Origin of the sequence: Candidatus Kryptonium thompsonii, assembly GCF_001535985.1 — a bacterium.
Taxonomy (GTDB): Bacteria; Bacteroidota; Ignavibacteria; order Kryptoniales; family Kryptoniaceae; genus Kryptonium; species Kryptonium thompsonii.
The window spans coordinates 38,193-54,659 of sequence record NZ_CZVS01000011.1; the positions used below are offsets into that span (position 1 = coordinate 38,193).

At 37.5% G+C, this 16,467-nt stretch carries 12 protein-coding genes and 1 tRNA gene; 8 read left to right on the forward strand and 5 right to left on the reverse strand.

Annotated elements, in window-relative coordinates; all coding sequences use genetic code 11:
• Window positions 1–106: 106 nt before the first annotated feature.
• Window positions 107–179 (forward strand) — tRNA-Gly (locus tag AWW78_RS02135).
• A 14-nt stretch (window positions 180–193) separates the two neighbouring features.
• Here the strand turns inward: AWW78_RS02135 and sixA are convergent.
• Window positions 194–682: a phosphohistidine phosphatase SixA gene (gene sixA, locus AWW78_RS02140; RefSeq protein ID WP_075426043.1), complete on the reverse strand. Its 489-nt coding sequence runs from the start codon at window positions 680–682 to the stop codon at window positions 194–196.
• A gap of 1 nt (window position 683) precedes the next feature.
• Window positions 684–2,555, reverse strand: a complete 1,872-nt coding sequence (locus AWW78_RS02145) for a S9 family peptidase (protein WP_082349185.1) — start codon at window positions 2,553–2,555, stop codon at window positions 684–686.
• A 143-nt stretch (window positions 2,556–2,698) separates the two neighbouring features.
• Here AWW78_RS02145 and AWW78_RS02150 point away from each other — a divergent pair, with 143 nt between their 5' ends.
• From AWW78_RS02150 to AWW78_RS02180, 7 genes are all read left to right on the forward strand, one after another.
• Complete coding sequence (locus AWW78_RS02150) at window positions 2,699–3,877, forward strand: acyl-CoA dehydrogenase family protein (RefSeq protein ID WP_047133183.1); 1,179 nt, start codon at window positions 2,699–2,701, stop codon at window positions 3,875–3,877.
• A gap of 74 nt (window positions 3,878–3,951) precedes the next feature.
• The gene (gene guaB / locus AWW78_RS02155) at window positions 3,952–5,445 is read left to right on the forward strand and encodes an IMP dehydrogenase (protein WP_047133184.1); all 1,494 of its coding nucleotides are present in this window, start codon (window positions 3,952–3,954) and stop codon (window positions 5,443–5,445) included.
• Window position 5,446: 1 nt separating this feature from the next.
• On the forward strand, window positions 5,447–6,523 hold the full coding sequence (locus AWW78_RS02160) for a M24 family metallopeptidase (protein WP_047133185.1): 1,077 nt from the start codon (window positions 5,447–5,449) through the stop codon (window positions 6,521–6,523).
• Window positions 6,523–7,749 (forward strand): glycosyltransferase family protein, encoded by a 1,227-nt coding sequence (locus AWW78_RS02165; protein WP_047133186.1) that lies wholly within the window; start codon window positions 6,523–6,525, stop codon window positions 7,747–7,749. The genes AWW78_RS02160 and AWW78_RS02165 overlap by 1 nt, the downstream gene beginning before the upstream one ends.
• A 20-nt stretch (window positions 7,750–7,769) precedes the next feature.
• The gene (purD, locus tag AWW78_RS02170) at window positions 7,770–9,077 is read left to right on the forward strand and encodes a phosphoribosylamine--glycine ligase (RefSeq protein WP_047133187.1); all 1,308 of its coding nucleotides are present in this window, start codon (window positions 7,770–7,772) and stop codon (window positions 9,075–9,077) included.
• Window positions 9,074–9,778, forward strand: a complete 705-nt coding sequence (locus tag AWW78_RS02175; RefSeq protein WP_047133188.1) for a CPBP family intramembrane glutamic endopeptidase — start codon at window positions 9,074–9,076, stop codon at window positions 9,776–9,778. The genes purD and AWW78_RS02175 overlap by 4 nt, the downstream gene beginning before the upstream one ends.
• A 122-nt stretch (window positions 9,779–9,900) precedes the next feature.
• Window positions 9,901–13,239, forward strand: a complete 3,339-nt coding sequence (locus AWW78_RS02180; protein WP_047133189.1) for a lamin tail domain-containing protein — start codon at window positions 9,901–9,903, stop codon at window positions 13,237–13,239.
• Here the strand turns inward: AWW78_RS02180 and AWW78_RS02185 are convergent.
• The 3 genes from AWW78_RS02185 to AWW78_RS02195 form a co-directional block, all read right to left on the reverse strand.
• Complete coding sequence (locus AWW78_RS02185; RefSeq protein WP_047133190.1) at window positions 13,236–14,255, reverse strand: NAD(P)H-dependent glycerol-3-phosphate dehydrogenase; 1,020 nt, start codon at window positions 14,253–14,255, stop codon at window positions 13,236–13,238. The two genes, AWW78_RS02180 and AWW78_RS02185, sit on opposite strands and share 4 nt — an antisense overlap.
• Window positions 14,252–14,887, reverse strand: a complete 636-nt coding sequence (gene plsY, locus AWW78_RS02190; protein WP_244884373.1) for a glycerol-3-phosphate 1-O-acyltransferase PlsY — start codon at window positions 14,885–14,887, stop codon at window positions 14,252–14,254. Before plsY ends, AWW78_RS02185 begins: the two co-directional genes overlap by 4 nt.
• A 124-nt stretch (window positions 14,888–15,011) precedes the next feature.
• Window positions 15,012–16,436, reverse strand: a complete 1,425-nt coding sequence (locus tag AWW78_RS02195) for an SGNH/GDSL hydrolase family protein (RefSeq protein WP_047133192.1) — start codon at window positions 16,434–16,436, stop codon at window positions 15,012–15,014.
• Window positions 16,437–16,467: the final 31 nt, after the last annotated feature.

A 16,467-nucleotide genomic window follows, 5' to 3' on the forward strand; every position in this document is an offset into this window, starting at 1 on the left:
TGCTCACCTATAAGTTTAGTTTAATTAAACCGCCGCAAGCGATGAATCAGCGAAAAACTTGAAATTTTGATCTCAAGATATTATATTTATAATGAACTTCCTTCAAGCGGGAGTAGCTCAGATGGTAGAGCGTCACCTTGCCAAGGTGAATGTCGCGGGTTCGAGTCCCGTCTCCCGCTCAAATTTTTCGCTTTTATCTCTCCGAAAGGTTCAATATCATATCCGGATGAATCAACCATTTCAAACTTCCCCCGGAAATAGATAAGCTACTAAATTCAACACAAGCAACGGTATTCTTTTTAAACTCGATTGGTTTTTTAAGACCAATGAGCCAACCTAAAAATTCACCAATGTGCGGTTCATGCCCAACCGCAAGAACATTTTCGGCTTTAAGCGAAAAAATTATCTCGATTAACTCTTCAAAATCAGAACCGGGGATGAGTTCGCTTAACTTTACAACATCAGATTGAACTCCCATAACTTTACGAAATATACCAGCAGTTTGAACAGCTCTGACAAGCGGACTTGAGACAACGATATCAATTGTCAAACCCATTCTTTTCAAGGCGGTAGCCATCTTTTCGGTCGTCTCTCGTCCAAGCTCGGTTAATTCTCTCTCAAAATCACTCATCCCCGGTTTCTTCGATTCAGCATCCGCATGTCGAACAAGGTAAAGCAACAAATTAATTCATCGCCTGTTTGTTTTTTACATATTTATCCAAGAACTCTACTATCGCTTTATACGCCTTTATTCTATTTTTAAGCTTAGACAAACCATGCCCTTCATCGTCGAAAACTAAATACTCTACAATCCCACCTCTTGACTTTATCGATTCAACAATTTGATCAGATTCCGATTTGGGAACGCGCGGGTCGTTCGCACCTTGAATTATCATAAGCGGTGCTTTGATCTTGTCAACATGATAAAATGGAGAGATTTCTTTTAAAAATTCGGCGTCTTTTTCCGGATCTCCGTATTCAGCCATTCTATGTTTCTGACGCCATGCACCTGTATTTCTTAAAAATGTCAAGAAGTTTGAAATTCCAACAAGATCAACACCAGCAGCCCACAAATCTGGATAAAATGTGACAGCAGCAAGCGTCATATACCCACCATAACTACCTCCATAGACAATAATCTTTTTCGGATCAATATACCCTGTTGATTTAAGGAAATTAGGTATCATGGCAACATCTCTTATCGCATCTTTACGCTTCGTTGTATTGTCAAGTGAAGCATATGTCTTGCCATATCCTGTGCTTCCACGGACATTTGGTGCATAGACAACATAGCCGCTGTGAATAAAGTATTGATAAAGAGCTGAAAACCTTGGAACTTCTTGAGCCTCGGGTCCACCATGAATTGAAACAATAACTGGTAAAGAACTGTCTTTTTTGGCTCCTTTCGGAAGATACAAATAACCCGGAATTTCAAGCCCATCAAATGATTTGAAACGCACAAGCTCAGGCTTGACAAATGAACTTAAAGGTATTCCAGCCGTAGAACTATAAGTGATTTGTGAGTATTTATTCGTCGGAATGTCGTAATAGTAAATATCTTGATTTTTAACGGGACTTTGATACGTAAAGATGATCTTTTTCCCATCCGCCGTAAATTTTAAACTTCCAATAATTCCGCCGGTAGGGAAGTTAAGCTTTTTTGCTTTCTTTGTAGCCAAATTTAACGAATAAACTTCGCTATAACCATCGACATTTAAAATGAAGACAAGATACTTTCCATCTTTTGAAAGCTCGATTGCTTCGACATCCCAATTCGTCGTGTAAATATAATTCAATTTCCCATTTGGAACATCAATGTAAGCGATTCCAACAAATTCCTTCCCTTCATCCGAAAGAAGATATATCCCTTTGCCATCTTTAGAAAATCTAGCACCAAAATATCTCGCAGGTTGTGTATGTGGGGTTATGTTGTAAACTTTCCCACTTTCATATTCGATAAGATACAGATCATTATCAAAACTGCTTCGATTTTGAGATACAAGAATGTATTTGTTATCGGGAGACCAAGCGACGACGGAGTTATTTCCATCATTTTGCCAGACAAGTTTAACTTTCCCAGTTTTTATGTTCATAGCATAGACATCAAAAAAAGCTCTATTTCTCTCGTTCGATGCAAAGGCAAACATCGTCCCATCTCCCGACCATGCACCGAAGTTGTAGATGACATTGTCATTATAAGTCAACCGTCTTATTTCACTACCATCAGATTTTAAGAGAAAAAGTTGTGTATGTTCATTTCCACCCATATCTTTCCCAAAAAGCATCCAATCCCCATTTTTCGGATTCCATGAAACAAATTGAACTCTCTCATCAAAAAATGTTAACTGTTCCGGACATCCCGAAGAAATTCTAACTTTCCAAACCTGATTTGTTCCAGTTACATCGGTAAGATAAGCTATAAACTTTCCATCAGGTGAGACCGTTGGAGAGGAAGCACTTCTTATGTTAAGATATTGCTCGATTGTGTAGGTTTGAGCAAAAAGGAAGAAAGGCAAAAGCACAAGTATAATTGAGAGCCAAAGTTTTCTTCTCATAGGCCTCCAAGATTTTGTTTAACTTAGCGCAAAGGATAAATTATAAAAATTTAAAGTTAAGGTCAAGTTCTCTAGGGAAATTTTGCATTTAGAGGGATTTTTTGATAATTTAAAGCAAATTTAAAACAAAGTTTGCAATCAAGATGTTGATAGGGACAAAATTTAAAGGGGTTGATTTTTACAATACCGACGATCTTTTAACCGATGATGAAAAGATGGTTCGGGATACAATAAGAGAATGGGTAGATGAAAAAGTCATACCTATAATTGAAAAACACTACATGGAAGGAACATTTCCGATGCACCTGATCCCAGAGATGGCGGAACTTGGAATTTTTGGAGCGACGCTTCCAGAAAAATATGGCTGTGCAAATCTAAACAATGTCGCTTATGGACTTATTATGCAAGAACTTGAACGCGGGGATAGCGGGATACGAAGTTTTGCATCAGTTCAAAGCGCGCTTGTAATGTATCCGATTTATGAATTTGGCAGCGAAGAACAAAAAAATTACTGGCTCCCTAAGCTTGCTCGCGGAGAAAAAATTGGATGTTTCGGGCTAACTGAACCTGATTTTGGCTCAAACCCTGGGGGACTCAGGACGAAAGCAGAATATAAAAACGGTGGCTTCGTTCTCAACGGAACGAAAATGTGGATAACGAACGGGACAATTGCAGATGTTGCAGTTGTATGGGCTAAGCTTGACGGTGTCATACGAGGTTTTCTCGTCGAAAAAGGCACCCCAGGATTTGAAGCACCCGAAATGAAAGGCAAACATTCACTTCGTGCTTCCGTGACAAGCGAGCTTGTATTTCAAGATTGTTGGATACCCGAAGAAAATATACTTCCGAAGGCGGTTGGTTTAAAAGCAGCTTTAATGTGCTTGACTCAAGCAAGATACGGGATTGCATGGGGTGCGGTCGGAGCTGCAATGGCTTGCTACGAGACAGCGCTTGAATATGCAAAAACAAGAATTCAATTTGACAAACCAATCGCATCATTTCAACTTGTTCAAGAAAAGCTTGTTTATATGCTAACTGAAATAACGAAAGCACAACTTCTGTGTATTCAACTTGGAAGATTAAAAGATCAAGGGAAAGCAAACTATGTTCAAGTTTCACTTGCAAAAAGAAATAATGTCTATCATGCACTTGAAATAGCACGACTCGCAAGAGATATACTTGGCGCAAATGGTATATTAAATGAATATCCAGTTATGAGACATATGAACAATCTTGAATCAGTTAAAACTTACGAAGGAACGCATGATATCCATACACTTATAATTGGTGAATATATCACTGGGTTCTCAGCGTTTACATGATTAATTCTAAAATTGTGATATTTGCTTGCTTTATTTTAAGAACTTTAAAGTCAACAAAATCTTAATTCAAAATCATGGCGAAAAATAATAAGTTGTGGCGTCATAAAATAATAGGACACGCATATACTTTTGATGATGTGCTCCTCGTTCCCGCGAAATCAGATGTTTTACCGAAAGATGTTGATGTCTCGACAAAATTCACACGAAATATAAAATTGAATATCCCACTTGTAAGCGCAGCTATGGACACCGTTACAGAATCCGAAATGGCAATAGCCATTGCAAGAGAAGGAGGAATTGGGATCATCCACAAAAATATGAGTATTGAAAGGCAAGCAAGCGAGGTTGATAGAGTCAAACGCTCTGAAAGTGGAATGATTCTAAATCCGGTTACATTAACGCCAGATAGAAAAGTTCGCGAGGCCCTTGAACTTATGAACCACTATAAAATTTCCGGGATCCCCGTGATCGACTCAAATGGCAAACTTGTTGGGATATTGACGAACCGTGATTTGAGATTTGAACCTGATTTAGATGCAGAGATTTCAAAATACATGACCAATTCAAATTTAATAACTGCTCCAGTTGGAACAACGCTTGAAGAGGCGGAAAAAATTTTACAAAGACATAAAATTGAAAAGCTCCCCGTTGTCGATAAAGATGGGTATCTGCGTGGCTTGATAACATTTAAGGATATCCAAAAAAAGAAAAAATACCCCAATGCGTGCAAAGATGAACTTGGACGACTTCGCGTCGGTGCAGCTGTTGGAATTAAATCTGACACAATTGAAAGAGTTGAAGAACTTAAAAAAGCTGGGGTTGATGTTATCGTGATAGACACTGCTCATGGTCATTCGAAAGGTGTTATAGAGATGCTAAAAAAGATAAAAAAGAAATTTCCCGAGCTTGATGTTGTAGCTGGAAATGTAGCAACAGGTGAGGCAACACTTGAATTGATAAAAGCTGGCGCTGACGCTGTTAAAGTAGGCATAGGTCCGGGTTCAATATGCACAACGAGAGTCGTGACAGGGGTTGGCGTTCCACAAATTACGGCGATCATGAACTGCGCTGAAGTCGCGATGAAATACAAAATTCCAATAATCGCTGACGGTGGAATAAAGCAAACGGGCGACATTGCAAAAGCAATTGCAGCCGGAGCTGATTCAGTTATGATAGGTGCACTATTTGCTGGAACCGAAGAAAGCCCGGGAGAAAAAGTGTTGTATGAGGGACGAAGCTATAAAGTTTATAGAGGTATGGGTTCAATTGAGGCAATGAAAGCAGGAAGTGGCGATAGATATTTTCAAGACATCGAAGATGATATAAAGAAACTCGTCCCAGAAGGTATTGAGGGCAGGGTTCCATATAAAGGACACTTAAGCGATGTGGTGTATCAAATGGTTGGCGGGTTGAGATCAGCGATGGGATATTGCGGTGTGAGAAATATCGAAGAGATGAAAACAAAGACAAAATTTATTTTAATGACAAACGCTGGGCTTAGAGAAAGCCATCCACACGATGTCATAATTACAAAAGAAGCTCCAAACTACAGTATATCAAATCTTTGAAATGGTAAGTTCGAAAATTAAACTTGAAAAAGTTCGAGAAAAACTTGACAAGTTCAAAATCGACGCAATCATAATAACCCACCTTCCAAATATAAGATATTTAACTGGATTTTCCGGCTCTTCCGCTATTTGTATCGTGACTAAAACCGACGCTTTCTTTTTGACCGACTTCAGGTACAAAGAACAAGTGAAGCATCAAGTTAAAAACTTTAGAAAAATCATCGCCATCGGCAAAACTTCACTTGATTTAATTCAAGAGAAAAAAATATTCGGTAAAGTTAAAAAAGTAGGATTTGAAGCTGATCACGCGCCATTTTCATTTATCCTTGAACTGAAAAGAAAGTTTAAAAATATAAAATTCATCCCAACTAAAAATTTTATCGAGGAAATCGCCGCTGTCAAAACGCCGGATGAAATCGAAAACATCAAACGAGCGATAAAAATAAGCGAGAAAGTCTTTTACGAAATTTTGAATCTTATAAAGCCTGGGGTTTCAGAGATTGACATTGCATCTGAGATAACATATCTACACAGGAAGCTTGGGGCTGAAAAGGATGCGTTCGACATAATTGTTGCAAGTGGATGGCGAAGCGCCCTTCCACATGGAGTTGCAACGGGTAAAAAACTTAAAAAAGGCGAACTTGTTTTAATTGATTTTGGATGCGTTTATAACGGTTACCACTCAGACATAACCCGAACGATATCAATTGGGAAAGCATCACCCGAGATAAAGAAAATTTACCAAATTGTGCTTGATGCGCAAACAAAAGCAATAGAAGGTGTAAGGGAAAGATTAAAAGCAAACGAGCTTGACTCTATAGCGAGAGATTACATAAGGCAAAACGGTTACGCCAAATTTTTTGGTCATTCGCTTGGGCATGGGATTGGAACGGAAATTCACACCTTGCCGAGAATATCTCCAAGCAGTGATTATATACTTCAAAATGGAAATGTCATAACTATCGAGCCTGGGATTTATCTCCCGGGGTTTGCTGGAATTAGAATCGAAGACGATGTTTTAATAAATTCAAACGCTGAAATTTTAACTTCGTTGCCAAGAAATTTAATTGAGGTTTGATGTTGAGAAAAGTTCTGATGATAACTTATTATTTCCCACCGGTCGTTTATGGCTCTAGTATCCGTGTGCTTAACTTCGTTAGACATCTTTTGGATTACAATTGGTCTTCATCTGTTTTAACACTTAACCATTCAACTTTCCCAACCCTAAAAGATTTTACTCTTTCGGAAGCGGTTAAGGAAAGCAAATCAAAAGTGTATGCGGTTAACCTTTTAAAACCATTTTCAAAAATCGCAACTGTTCGATATCCAAATACAAAGAAGGAATTAACTTCAAAATTTTTATTTTACATTGCAAGGGTTTTTGGTTTAGATGAGCCTGAGGATGTTTGGAAATTCAAAGCGATTAAACTTGGGGAAAAAATTCTACGATCTGACAAATACAACGCAATTATCGCCTTTGCACCACCGCTTTCAACAATTAAAATTGGTTCCTATCTCTCGAAAAAATTTAAAATTCCATTAATAGTTGATTATCATTCAATCCCGCACCAAAGAAGGTTAATTGGCTCAAAAGAAGAAAAACTTTTAAGAGCTTGCTCATCGATTATAGCAGATAACCGAAAAGTTAAAGACCATCTGCTTCAAAACTATCTTTTCCTTGATTATAATTCCATAAAGATAATTCCGACTGGATTTGATTTCTCAGAATTTAAAGGCCATAGCCCCAGAGTTGACGATAAATTTACACTTACGATATCGTACGGCAAAATCACAGCTAAAAGATTTAAACCAATTTTAACTGCCCTTGCTTCCCTTGCAAAAAAGGAGCTGCTTTTCAAAAAATCACTTTCACTTAATTTAATCGGCATTCCTGCAAACGAAGTTATAAACCTGCTTTCAAAACTCCAACTGAAAGAAAATGTTAACATCTACTTAAATATCCAGCGCGAAAACTATATAAAAATTCTTCTCTCGTCAAATTTTCTTATTTATCTTGATGACTTCGACATCGCAAATGTTCCATACGACTACACTGCAACCGGCAAACCATATATAGCAATAATCAGTGGACAAAATAACTACCGATATATCATTGGTGATTACAAAAATTGCTTAATAGCTGATATTAATGAGCCATCTTCAATTATAAACACATTCGCGAAAGCATTTGAACTTTACATAAATCAAAGAGAGATAAAGCCAAGGGTAGATTTCGAAAGCTACGACATTAAAAAAGTGATTATAAATCTCGTCCGCGAACTTGAGATGTTAACTTTCGATTAAAAATTAATAAACTTGGGCAAATGAAAGTTTTCGTGGTAGGTGGCGGGGGACGAGAACACGCGCTCGTGTGGAAAATTTCCCAATCCCCAAATGTTGAAAAGATTTTCTGTGCCCCGGGAAATGCTGGCATTGCCGAAATTGCTGAAACAGTTCCAATTAAGGTTGACGATTTAAATTCACTTTTAAAATTTGCGCTTGAACACAAAATTGACCTTACAGTCGTTGGACCTGAACTCCCACTTTCACTTGGAATTGTCGACTTGTTTGAATCAAACGGATTAAAAATTTTTGGTCCCCGGAAAATAGCAGCAGAAATTGAGAGCAGTAAAGTTTTCGCCAAAAATTTTATGAAAAAATACAATATCCCAACAGCAAATTACGAGACATTCACATGTGATGAAATTGAGAAAGCAAAAAAATTTGTCCTCAGTTTAACTCCACCAGTTGTGATAAAAGCAGATGGGCTCGCAGGTGGAAAAGGTGTAACGGTATGCGAAAGCATTGATGAAGCAATCAAAACAATTGATCTATATTTTTCCAAGAAAATCTTTGGAACAGCTGGAGAAAAAATTGTGATCGAGGAATTTTTAGAAGGTGAAGAGGCTTCAGTTTTTGCGATAACCGACGGAGATGATTTCATAACCCTTTCACCAGCGCAGGATTACAAGCGCGTATTTGATAACGACAAAGGCAAGAACACAGGTGGCATGGGTTCTTATGCTCCAACCCCCATGATCGACGAAACAACGCTTGAAAAAATAAAAACTCAAATAATCAAACCCACAATTCAAGGCTTGAAAAACGAAAACAGAGAATTCAAAGGCTGTTTATATTGTGGATTGATGCTTACAACCGAGGGTCCTAAAGTCCTTGAATTTAACTGTCGTTTCGGCGACCCAGAAACTCAAGTTGTTTTGCCCTTGTTGGATGGCGATATAATTGATATGTTTTTCAAGGCGATAGATGGCGGGATTAAAAATTTTAATTACAACATTAAAAAATCTACAGCAATTTGTGTCATACTGGCTTCCGCTGGCTATCCAGATGATTATGAAGTCGGCAAAGAAATTTATGGGCTTGATGAAGTCAAAAAGATGGAAAATATAATTCTATTCCACGCTGGGACGAAAAAGGTTGATGGTAAAATTTTAACCTCAGGAGGTCGCGTCATCGGAGTCACTGCAATTGGCGAAGAAAATGATTTTGAAGGAACAATGAAAAAAGTTTACTCAGCGGTTGAAAAAATAAAATTTGACGGCATGCACTATAGAAAAGATATCGGCAGGAAAGCAGTTGATTTTTTAAAAGCAAGAAATTTTAAAAAATGAAAACAATTTTCTTAAACAAAGACAACAACATTCGCAATGGCTGGAAAATTTTGATTTTCTTTGTAAACTTCATCGTTTTACTCCTGCTTTTAAATTCAAGTTTATCTTTATTCCTGCCGATCACGGATATTTTCATTGGAGAGCTTATCGCACTGATTTCAGTCGTGATATCAACCTTCCTAATGATGAAATTTTTCGAGAAGAAAAATTTTGAGGATGTTGGTTTAAGGTTGAGACCAAACACAATATATGAAATTTCCTTCGGATTGATCCTTGGCTTCATTATGATAACATTTGTCGTCGTTGTGAACTTGACTTTGGGGTATTATAAATACGAATTCACTCTAAATCAAGTATATCCACAAATTCTAAAAGCTCTCTCACTTTTCTTGTTGGTCGCCTTTTTTGAAGAAATTTTATTCCGTGGCTACCCTTTCCAACGATTAATAGACGGAACAAATCCAATCATTGCAACATTAATTTTTTCACTCGTTTTCTCACTTGCACACCTTCAAAATCCAAATGTAAACCTAATTGCACTTTTAAATATCTTCCTTGCGGGCGTTTGGCTTTCAACATCGTACATAAAAACTCGCTCCCTTTGGTTGCCTATCTCTTTACATTTTTCGTGGAATTTCTTTCAAGGCTATTTTTTACTCCCTGCCCGTCAGCGGTTCAAGCTTGATCGAACCTATTTTTAATGCTAAAATAACATCGGAAAACATAATATCTGGTGGCAAATTTGGTCCCGAGGGAAGTTTGATAACAAGTTTAGTTCTTGTAGCATCAACTATTTTCATCACAAAAAACAAACGCTTGAGTAATGACGAAGTATATTAAAGTAGTCCTTCTTCTCTTCCTTGCAACGAATCTCCTTTCTCAAGGAGTTATAATAAACGAGATAATGAATGCGCCTCAAGGTGGTGAACCTGAGTGGATAGAGATTTTAAATTTCTCATCCGAATCCGTTAACTTAAAAAACTGGAAAATTTCAAATAGGAACACATCAACCAAATACACGATCACAAACTCAGATTACGTGCTCCAACCCGATAGCTACGCAATCATAACCAAAAGCGATACAATTTTCTATTTTCACTCAAACATACCTTCAAAAGTTTTCATTGTTCCTCAGATGCCAACTTACTTATTCAGAAATGATTCAGATGCAGTTGTAATTTTTGATTCGACTGGTTTTGTAATTGACAGCGTTTATTACAAAAGAAGTTGGGTTGTGAGCGGATACTCGATTGAGAGAATATATCCCAACGGTAACTCAAATTTAAAATCAACTTGGGGGATTTCAACAGATCCAGAAAGAAGCACACCCGGGAGAAAAAACAGCATTATGGCTAAATTTAACGACCTTGCGATAAAAACTTTTACAACTGAGCCAGTGCAGATATTTCAAGGTGGAAGCTTTAAGATTAAAACGACAATTTATAACATTGGAATTAATCCAGTTGAAAGCTTTAAGGTTGAGTTTCTTATCGATGTAAATAAAGATTCAATTTTTCAAGACGACGAAAAATTTGCCGAAATTCCCTTGTCTCAAAGAATTGAATCAACGGATTCTATTCAAATTGAACTTAACATAAGCGGATTAATCTCGGGGGATTATCGATCGATCTTACGGGTTTTACTCCCCCTTGATGAAAATACTGCTAATAACTTCGTAATTAAAACGATAAAGATTTTGCCACCGCCACTTTCATTTAACTCCATCGTGATAAATGAAATAATGTATGCCCCAAAATCTCCCGAGCCAGAATGGATAGAATTATACAACAGAACAAACGAACCGGTTAACCTAAAGAATTGGAAGGTTGGCGATTCACAGACACTCAAAACGATCAATGTCGATTTCATCATAAATCCAGCCGATTTCATAATTATAACATCAAAAGACACCCTCCCATTCATCTACCCGTGGCCCAATAGAAATAAAATTTTGATTTTATCACTTCCAGCGTTTAACAACGATGAGGATGCAGTTAGAATCTACGATCAGTATGAAAACTTAATTGATTCGGTTTATTATTTTTCAACCTTCGGAGGGACGAATGGCTTTTCCCTTGAAAGAGTTTCTCCAGATCAACCTTCAAACTCCGCATCAAATTGGGGAACATCGAAAAGCCCATTTAGGGCAACCCCATTATTAAAGAATTCACTTACCCAGAAGGACAAAGACTTAACAATTACAAACATCCGCTATACAAAACCAATTTTAAAACTCCACCCCGTTAAGTTAAACATAGCGGTGAAAAATATCGGAAAACTCGCACTTGAAAATTTCACAGTAAAACTTATAAACCACGAAAACGGTGATTTGATCGGAGAAAAACTCAACGCTGAGCCGTTGGCTCCCGCTGATTCAACTTTTATAACTTTTCACTTCACACCGATCGAGACTAAACCATACATCTTAACAGCAATTGTTTCACATCCTGAAGACGAGGATACGCTTAACAATTCTTTGCAAATCAAACTTGAAGTCTCATATCCCGAAGAATCGATTTTAATAAACGAAATCATGTTTGCCCCGCTTGGGGATGAACCAGAATGGATTGAAATATATAACGCAAGCGATGATACGATAAATCTGAAAAATTGGTATGTATCCGACGCCTCAAGCGAAGTTATAATAACCAAAAGTGATTTTTTAATTTTCCCAAATGAATACCTTGTTCTATCAAAAGATAGCACGATTTTAAACTTTTACGATATCAACTCAAAGATAATAACCCTTTCTCTGCCAACACTTAACAACTCAGGCGATGCTGTTGCAATTTATGATCAAACTAAATTTAAAATCGATTCATTGTACTACTTTGGAAGTTGGGGGAAGACGGGGTCTTCAATAGAAAGGATTGATCTTACAGAACCAAGCATTGATTCACTTAACTGGTCTATTCCTCCTGATACTATAAAAGCAACGCCTGGAAAGGAAAACTTTTCAAGGCGAAAAAACTTTGATTTAAGAATCCGAACAATTCAAACGCCAAATTCGATGGATTATGACAAAACCTTAAACGCTCAAATCACCGTTCAAAATTGGGGGTTAAATCAAGTTAACAGCTTTTCGCTGAAAGTTTACAATGACATTAACTTTGACTCAACTGAAACTGAAAATGAACTCATATTCGATCAAAATTACCAAGTCCCGTTAAACAAAAAAGATTCGGTTCAGCTAAATCTTGAAATTTCGAACCTCAAGCCAGGTGAAAATTCTCTTATCTTCTCCATTGATTTTCCAAATGATGAAGATTTAAAAAACAACAGGATCATAAAAAGTGTAAATGTTGGCTTTCCGACAACTTCGGTAGTTATAAACGAAATAATGTTTGAGCCACTATCCGGCTACTGTGAATATATTGAACTATTTAATCGCTCCGACAAATCCGTTAATTTAAAAAATTGGAAGTTTAACGATATGAGAAGTCAAGATGGAAAAGCCAATTTCATAAACATTTCATCGACGAATTTGCTCCTCAACCCCGGTGAATATCTCATCATCGCCCCTGATTCAACATTTTTCAAATATATTTCGCAAGGTGATTCAATTAATTTCAAATTGGTTATTTTAAACAAGGGTTTAAACCTCAACAATGATTTCGACGATGTTGTTATAACTGATCTTACGGGGAAAATAATTGACAGCGTAAGATATCACTCAAGCTGGCATAGTTCAATGATAATCGACAAAAGAGGAAGAGCGCTTGAGAAAATAAACCCCAATTTACCATCCTTTGAAAGGTCAAGCTGGACAAGTTCGTCATCTCAAATCGGTGGAACGCCCGGAAGAAAAAACACCGCTTTCATCGATATATCTCAGCAAATTTACACTCCGTCTGTAAAAGTCACACCGAACCCATTTTCACCAGATGGAGATGGCTTTGAAGATGTTTGTTTGATCTCATATGTGCTCCCATTTAACTCTGGAATTTTAAATGTAAAAATTTTCGACTCCTACGGTCGTCTTGTTAGAAATTTAGCCGTCAATCAATTTGCGACGAAGAGCGGAAACTTGCTTTGGGATGGGACTTCTGATGACGGGAGAAAATTAAGAATCGGAATTTATATAATTTTGTTCGAAGCGGAATCAGAGCAAGGTGAAAAGTTTCAGGAAAAACTTACAGTTGTGCTAGCGAGGAAACTTTAGAATAATTTATTGCTTTTGAGCCCCCAAACCTCAGGTTTTGCACTTCTACCCATAAGTTCTGATGTTGCGCTCATCGGATCTTTTCCGTTAAATAAAACATCGTAAACTGAATTAGTTATCGGCATTTCAATATCATACTTTTTTGAAAGTTTAACAGCTGAAATAGTAGTCCAGATCCCTTCGGCAACCATGACCATATCTTTTAAAATTTCATCAAGCTTTTTGCCTCTACCAATTTGTTCACCAACAAATCTATTTCTACTATATTTGCTTGTGCATGTAACGATCAAATCACCTATCCCAGAAAGACCAGCAAATGTTTCAAGTTTCGCACCCATTGCAATGCCCAATCTAACTATTTCAGCAATTCCTCTCGTCATTATCGCAGCCCGTGTATTATCCCCAAAGCCAATCCCATCAGCGATTCCCGTCGCAATGGCAATTATATTTTTCAACGCCCCTCCAAGTTCAACCCCGACAACATCTTCACTTGTATAAACACGGAAATAATTGTTAATAAAAACATCTTGGACAAACTTAGCCACATCCTTATTAAACGAAGCAACAACAACAGCTGTTGGCATCTTTCGGCTTACCTCTTCAGCATGGCTTGGACCAGAAAGAACACAATAATTCTCATCAACACCCAAAACCTCATGAACTATCTCTGAAATCCTCATCAATGTTTCATTTTCAATTCCCTTCGCAACATTGACGATAATTTTACCTTTGCAATTTTTAAATTCCTCCCTTGAAATAATACCTCTTAAATGCTGCGTCGGAACAGCTAAAACTATTATCTCAGCTCCATCCAACGCCTCGTTTAAATCTGATGTCAGGAAAACTTCATCTGGAATTTTAACCCCCGGAAGATAAATGGAATTTTCCCGCTCAATTTTGACTTTTTCAAGCAGTTCTTTTCTTCTAAACCATAATTTAACCTTGTGCTTGTTGTCATTGAGCAAAATTGAAAGCGCCGTGCCCCAACTACCCGAACCAATAATTGATATCTTCATGATTTCTTTCTAAAACTTAACTTGTTTTCATTTCCAGCAAGAAGTCGCTCAATGTTGCTTCTATGACGGAGTACGATGATAACAGCAATTATACTGCCAAATATCAAAATTGTAAAAAAGTCATGATGCTTAAATTTCAAAATCTTTTCGGTGAAAAGAATTACAAATGGAAAAGAAATTGCAGATATAATTGAACCAAGCGAAACATATCTTGTTATAGCAACGATGATAACAAAAATCACAAAAGAGATCAAAAGATCAAACGGGGCTATCCCCAACAACATACCCGCAGATGTGCTAACCCCTTTACCGCCTCTAAACCCAGCGAAAATCGTCCATATATGCCCAATCACAGCAAAACATCCAGCTATTATTTGTAGCGTAGTCAAGTTAAGAATTAAAGCATCGCTATAAAACCATCTCGCTATAAAAGCAGTCGCAAAGAAACCCTTAAAAGCATCAAATAAAATCACAAAAATTCCCCAACCCAAACCAACTACTCTTATAACATTTGTCCCACCGGGATTGCCACTGCCGTAATTTCTTATATCAATTCCTTTAACAAGCTTCCCGACGATTATGCTTGTCGGAATTGAACCCACAAGATAACTTAAAAACAATAGCCAAGACAAGATTAAGCATTTGTCCCTAATTTTTTATTTCAAAATCTTGCAAGCAAATTTAAAAAATTTCACTTCAAAAATAAAAAGGGCGTGCGAAAAGCACGCCCCGTATGTTTAAAGCAAAATCAACGCCTTACCTTGACACGAAAAGTTCAACAACACCTTTTAATGCCTCGGCTGGAATTTTAGGTATTTGATATTTACCCTCGGCAATGGAAGAAGTAGGCAATTGAATTCCGGGCAACGACATCACATCCACATAAGGAATATTAGAACCAAACTTAGTATTTATTGCCTTGATAAATTCGTTCGCAATTATCCCATGACCACGATTTGATGGATGAATTCCATCCAAGCTGAAAAGTCCACCGGTTATGAAATCGGTCGTGAATTTAACACCGGCGATCTCAAGTCCATGCGCTTTAACCTCGTTTAACCTTGAATAGATGTCAACTTTCACAGTTCTTCCAGCTCTTGCCGGATTTGCTAAGACAGTATCAATTATCAGATTGAATTTCTGAATTGCTGTTCTTGCAATCGAAACCTCACTTGCATCAAGTATATACTCATTGGGTAGTGGTTTTCCTGCATTAGGAAGTTGACTAAATGGTGGAACATTCGGAAGTCCATATCCAGTTGCAATTAAGGAACTTGCGGTAAGCAAAACTAAATCTCCAGGTCCAAGCTGAGCTGGCTGACCACCCTTTATACCGATCAATGGTATCAAATTACCTTGAGCGTCTTTAACAGGTTGGCCAGTATTTGGATCAACAATAAACCATGGTATCGTTGTGAAAAATGGAATTACAGTTACATCAGGGATATTGGCTACAGCAACTTTCACTGTTGAATTAATCTTAAGGAGCGAGTCAATTGCCTGCCTGAAAAGAAGCTGGAAAATTACATCTGGAGTCGGAAGCTTACCTGTCGGATCAGTTCCCCTTGTTCCACCGCTTGCAGCATAACCGAGAACATCATTATTACCCATCCAGAAAAATACAAATGTTGGATTCAATGCCTTAGCCTGATGGAACATAGTTGGTCCTAATGCCTTGCTCCTTAAAACAATTTGGAAAAATGGATTTCCTCTCTGCACTGATTTGGTTGCGAAATCAGTGGTATCTAAAACATCATAGAGAATTGCTCCAGGAACAGCGAGATTATTAAATGGTGCAGGATGAGTTGAATTCTTAGGCGAACCAGTAACCATTTGCTGTTGAAGTTGAACCGGCGTAAGCGAAGTTAAACGCAACCTTGTCCCAATGCCAGGTTCGCTAATCAACGGTTGCACGAAAGTAACATTTCCGCCAATTTTATTAATTTGCTGAACAATTAAATTCGGATAAGAATAATTTTGTGCACCTTCGAACAAGGCTCCATCTTGAAAGCCAGCAGTTATTGAGTTCCCAATTGCAACTATCTTATCAAATTTAACTTGAGTTCCGAGCGATGGTGGAGTCCCAACCTCTGAAAATTCTTCACAAGAATAAAATATGAAAGCAGAGATAAAGATGAAGAAAACCGTCAAAATTCCCGAGAATTTGAATTTTTTAATCATAGCGCAAAACCCGTTTTTAGTTTTGAATTAA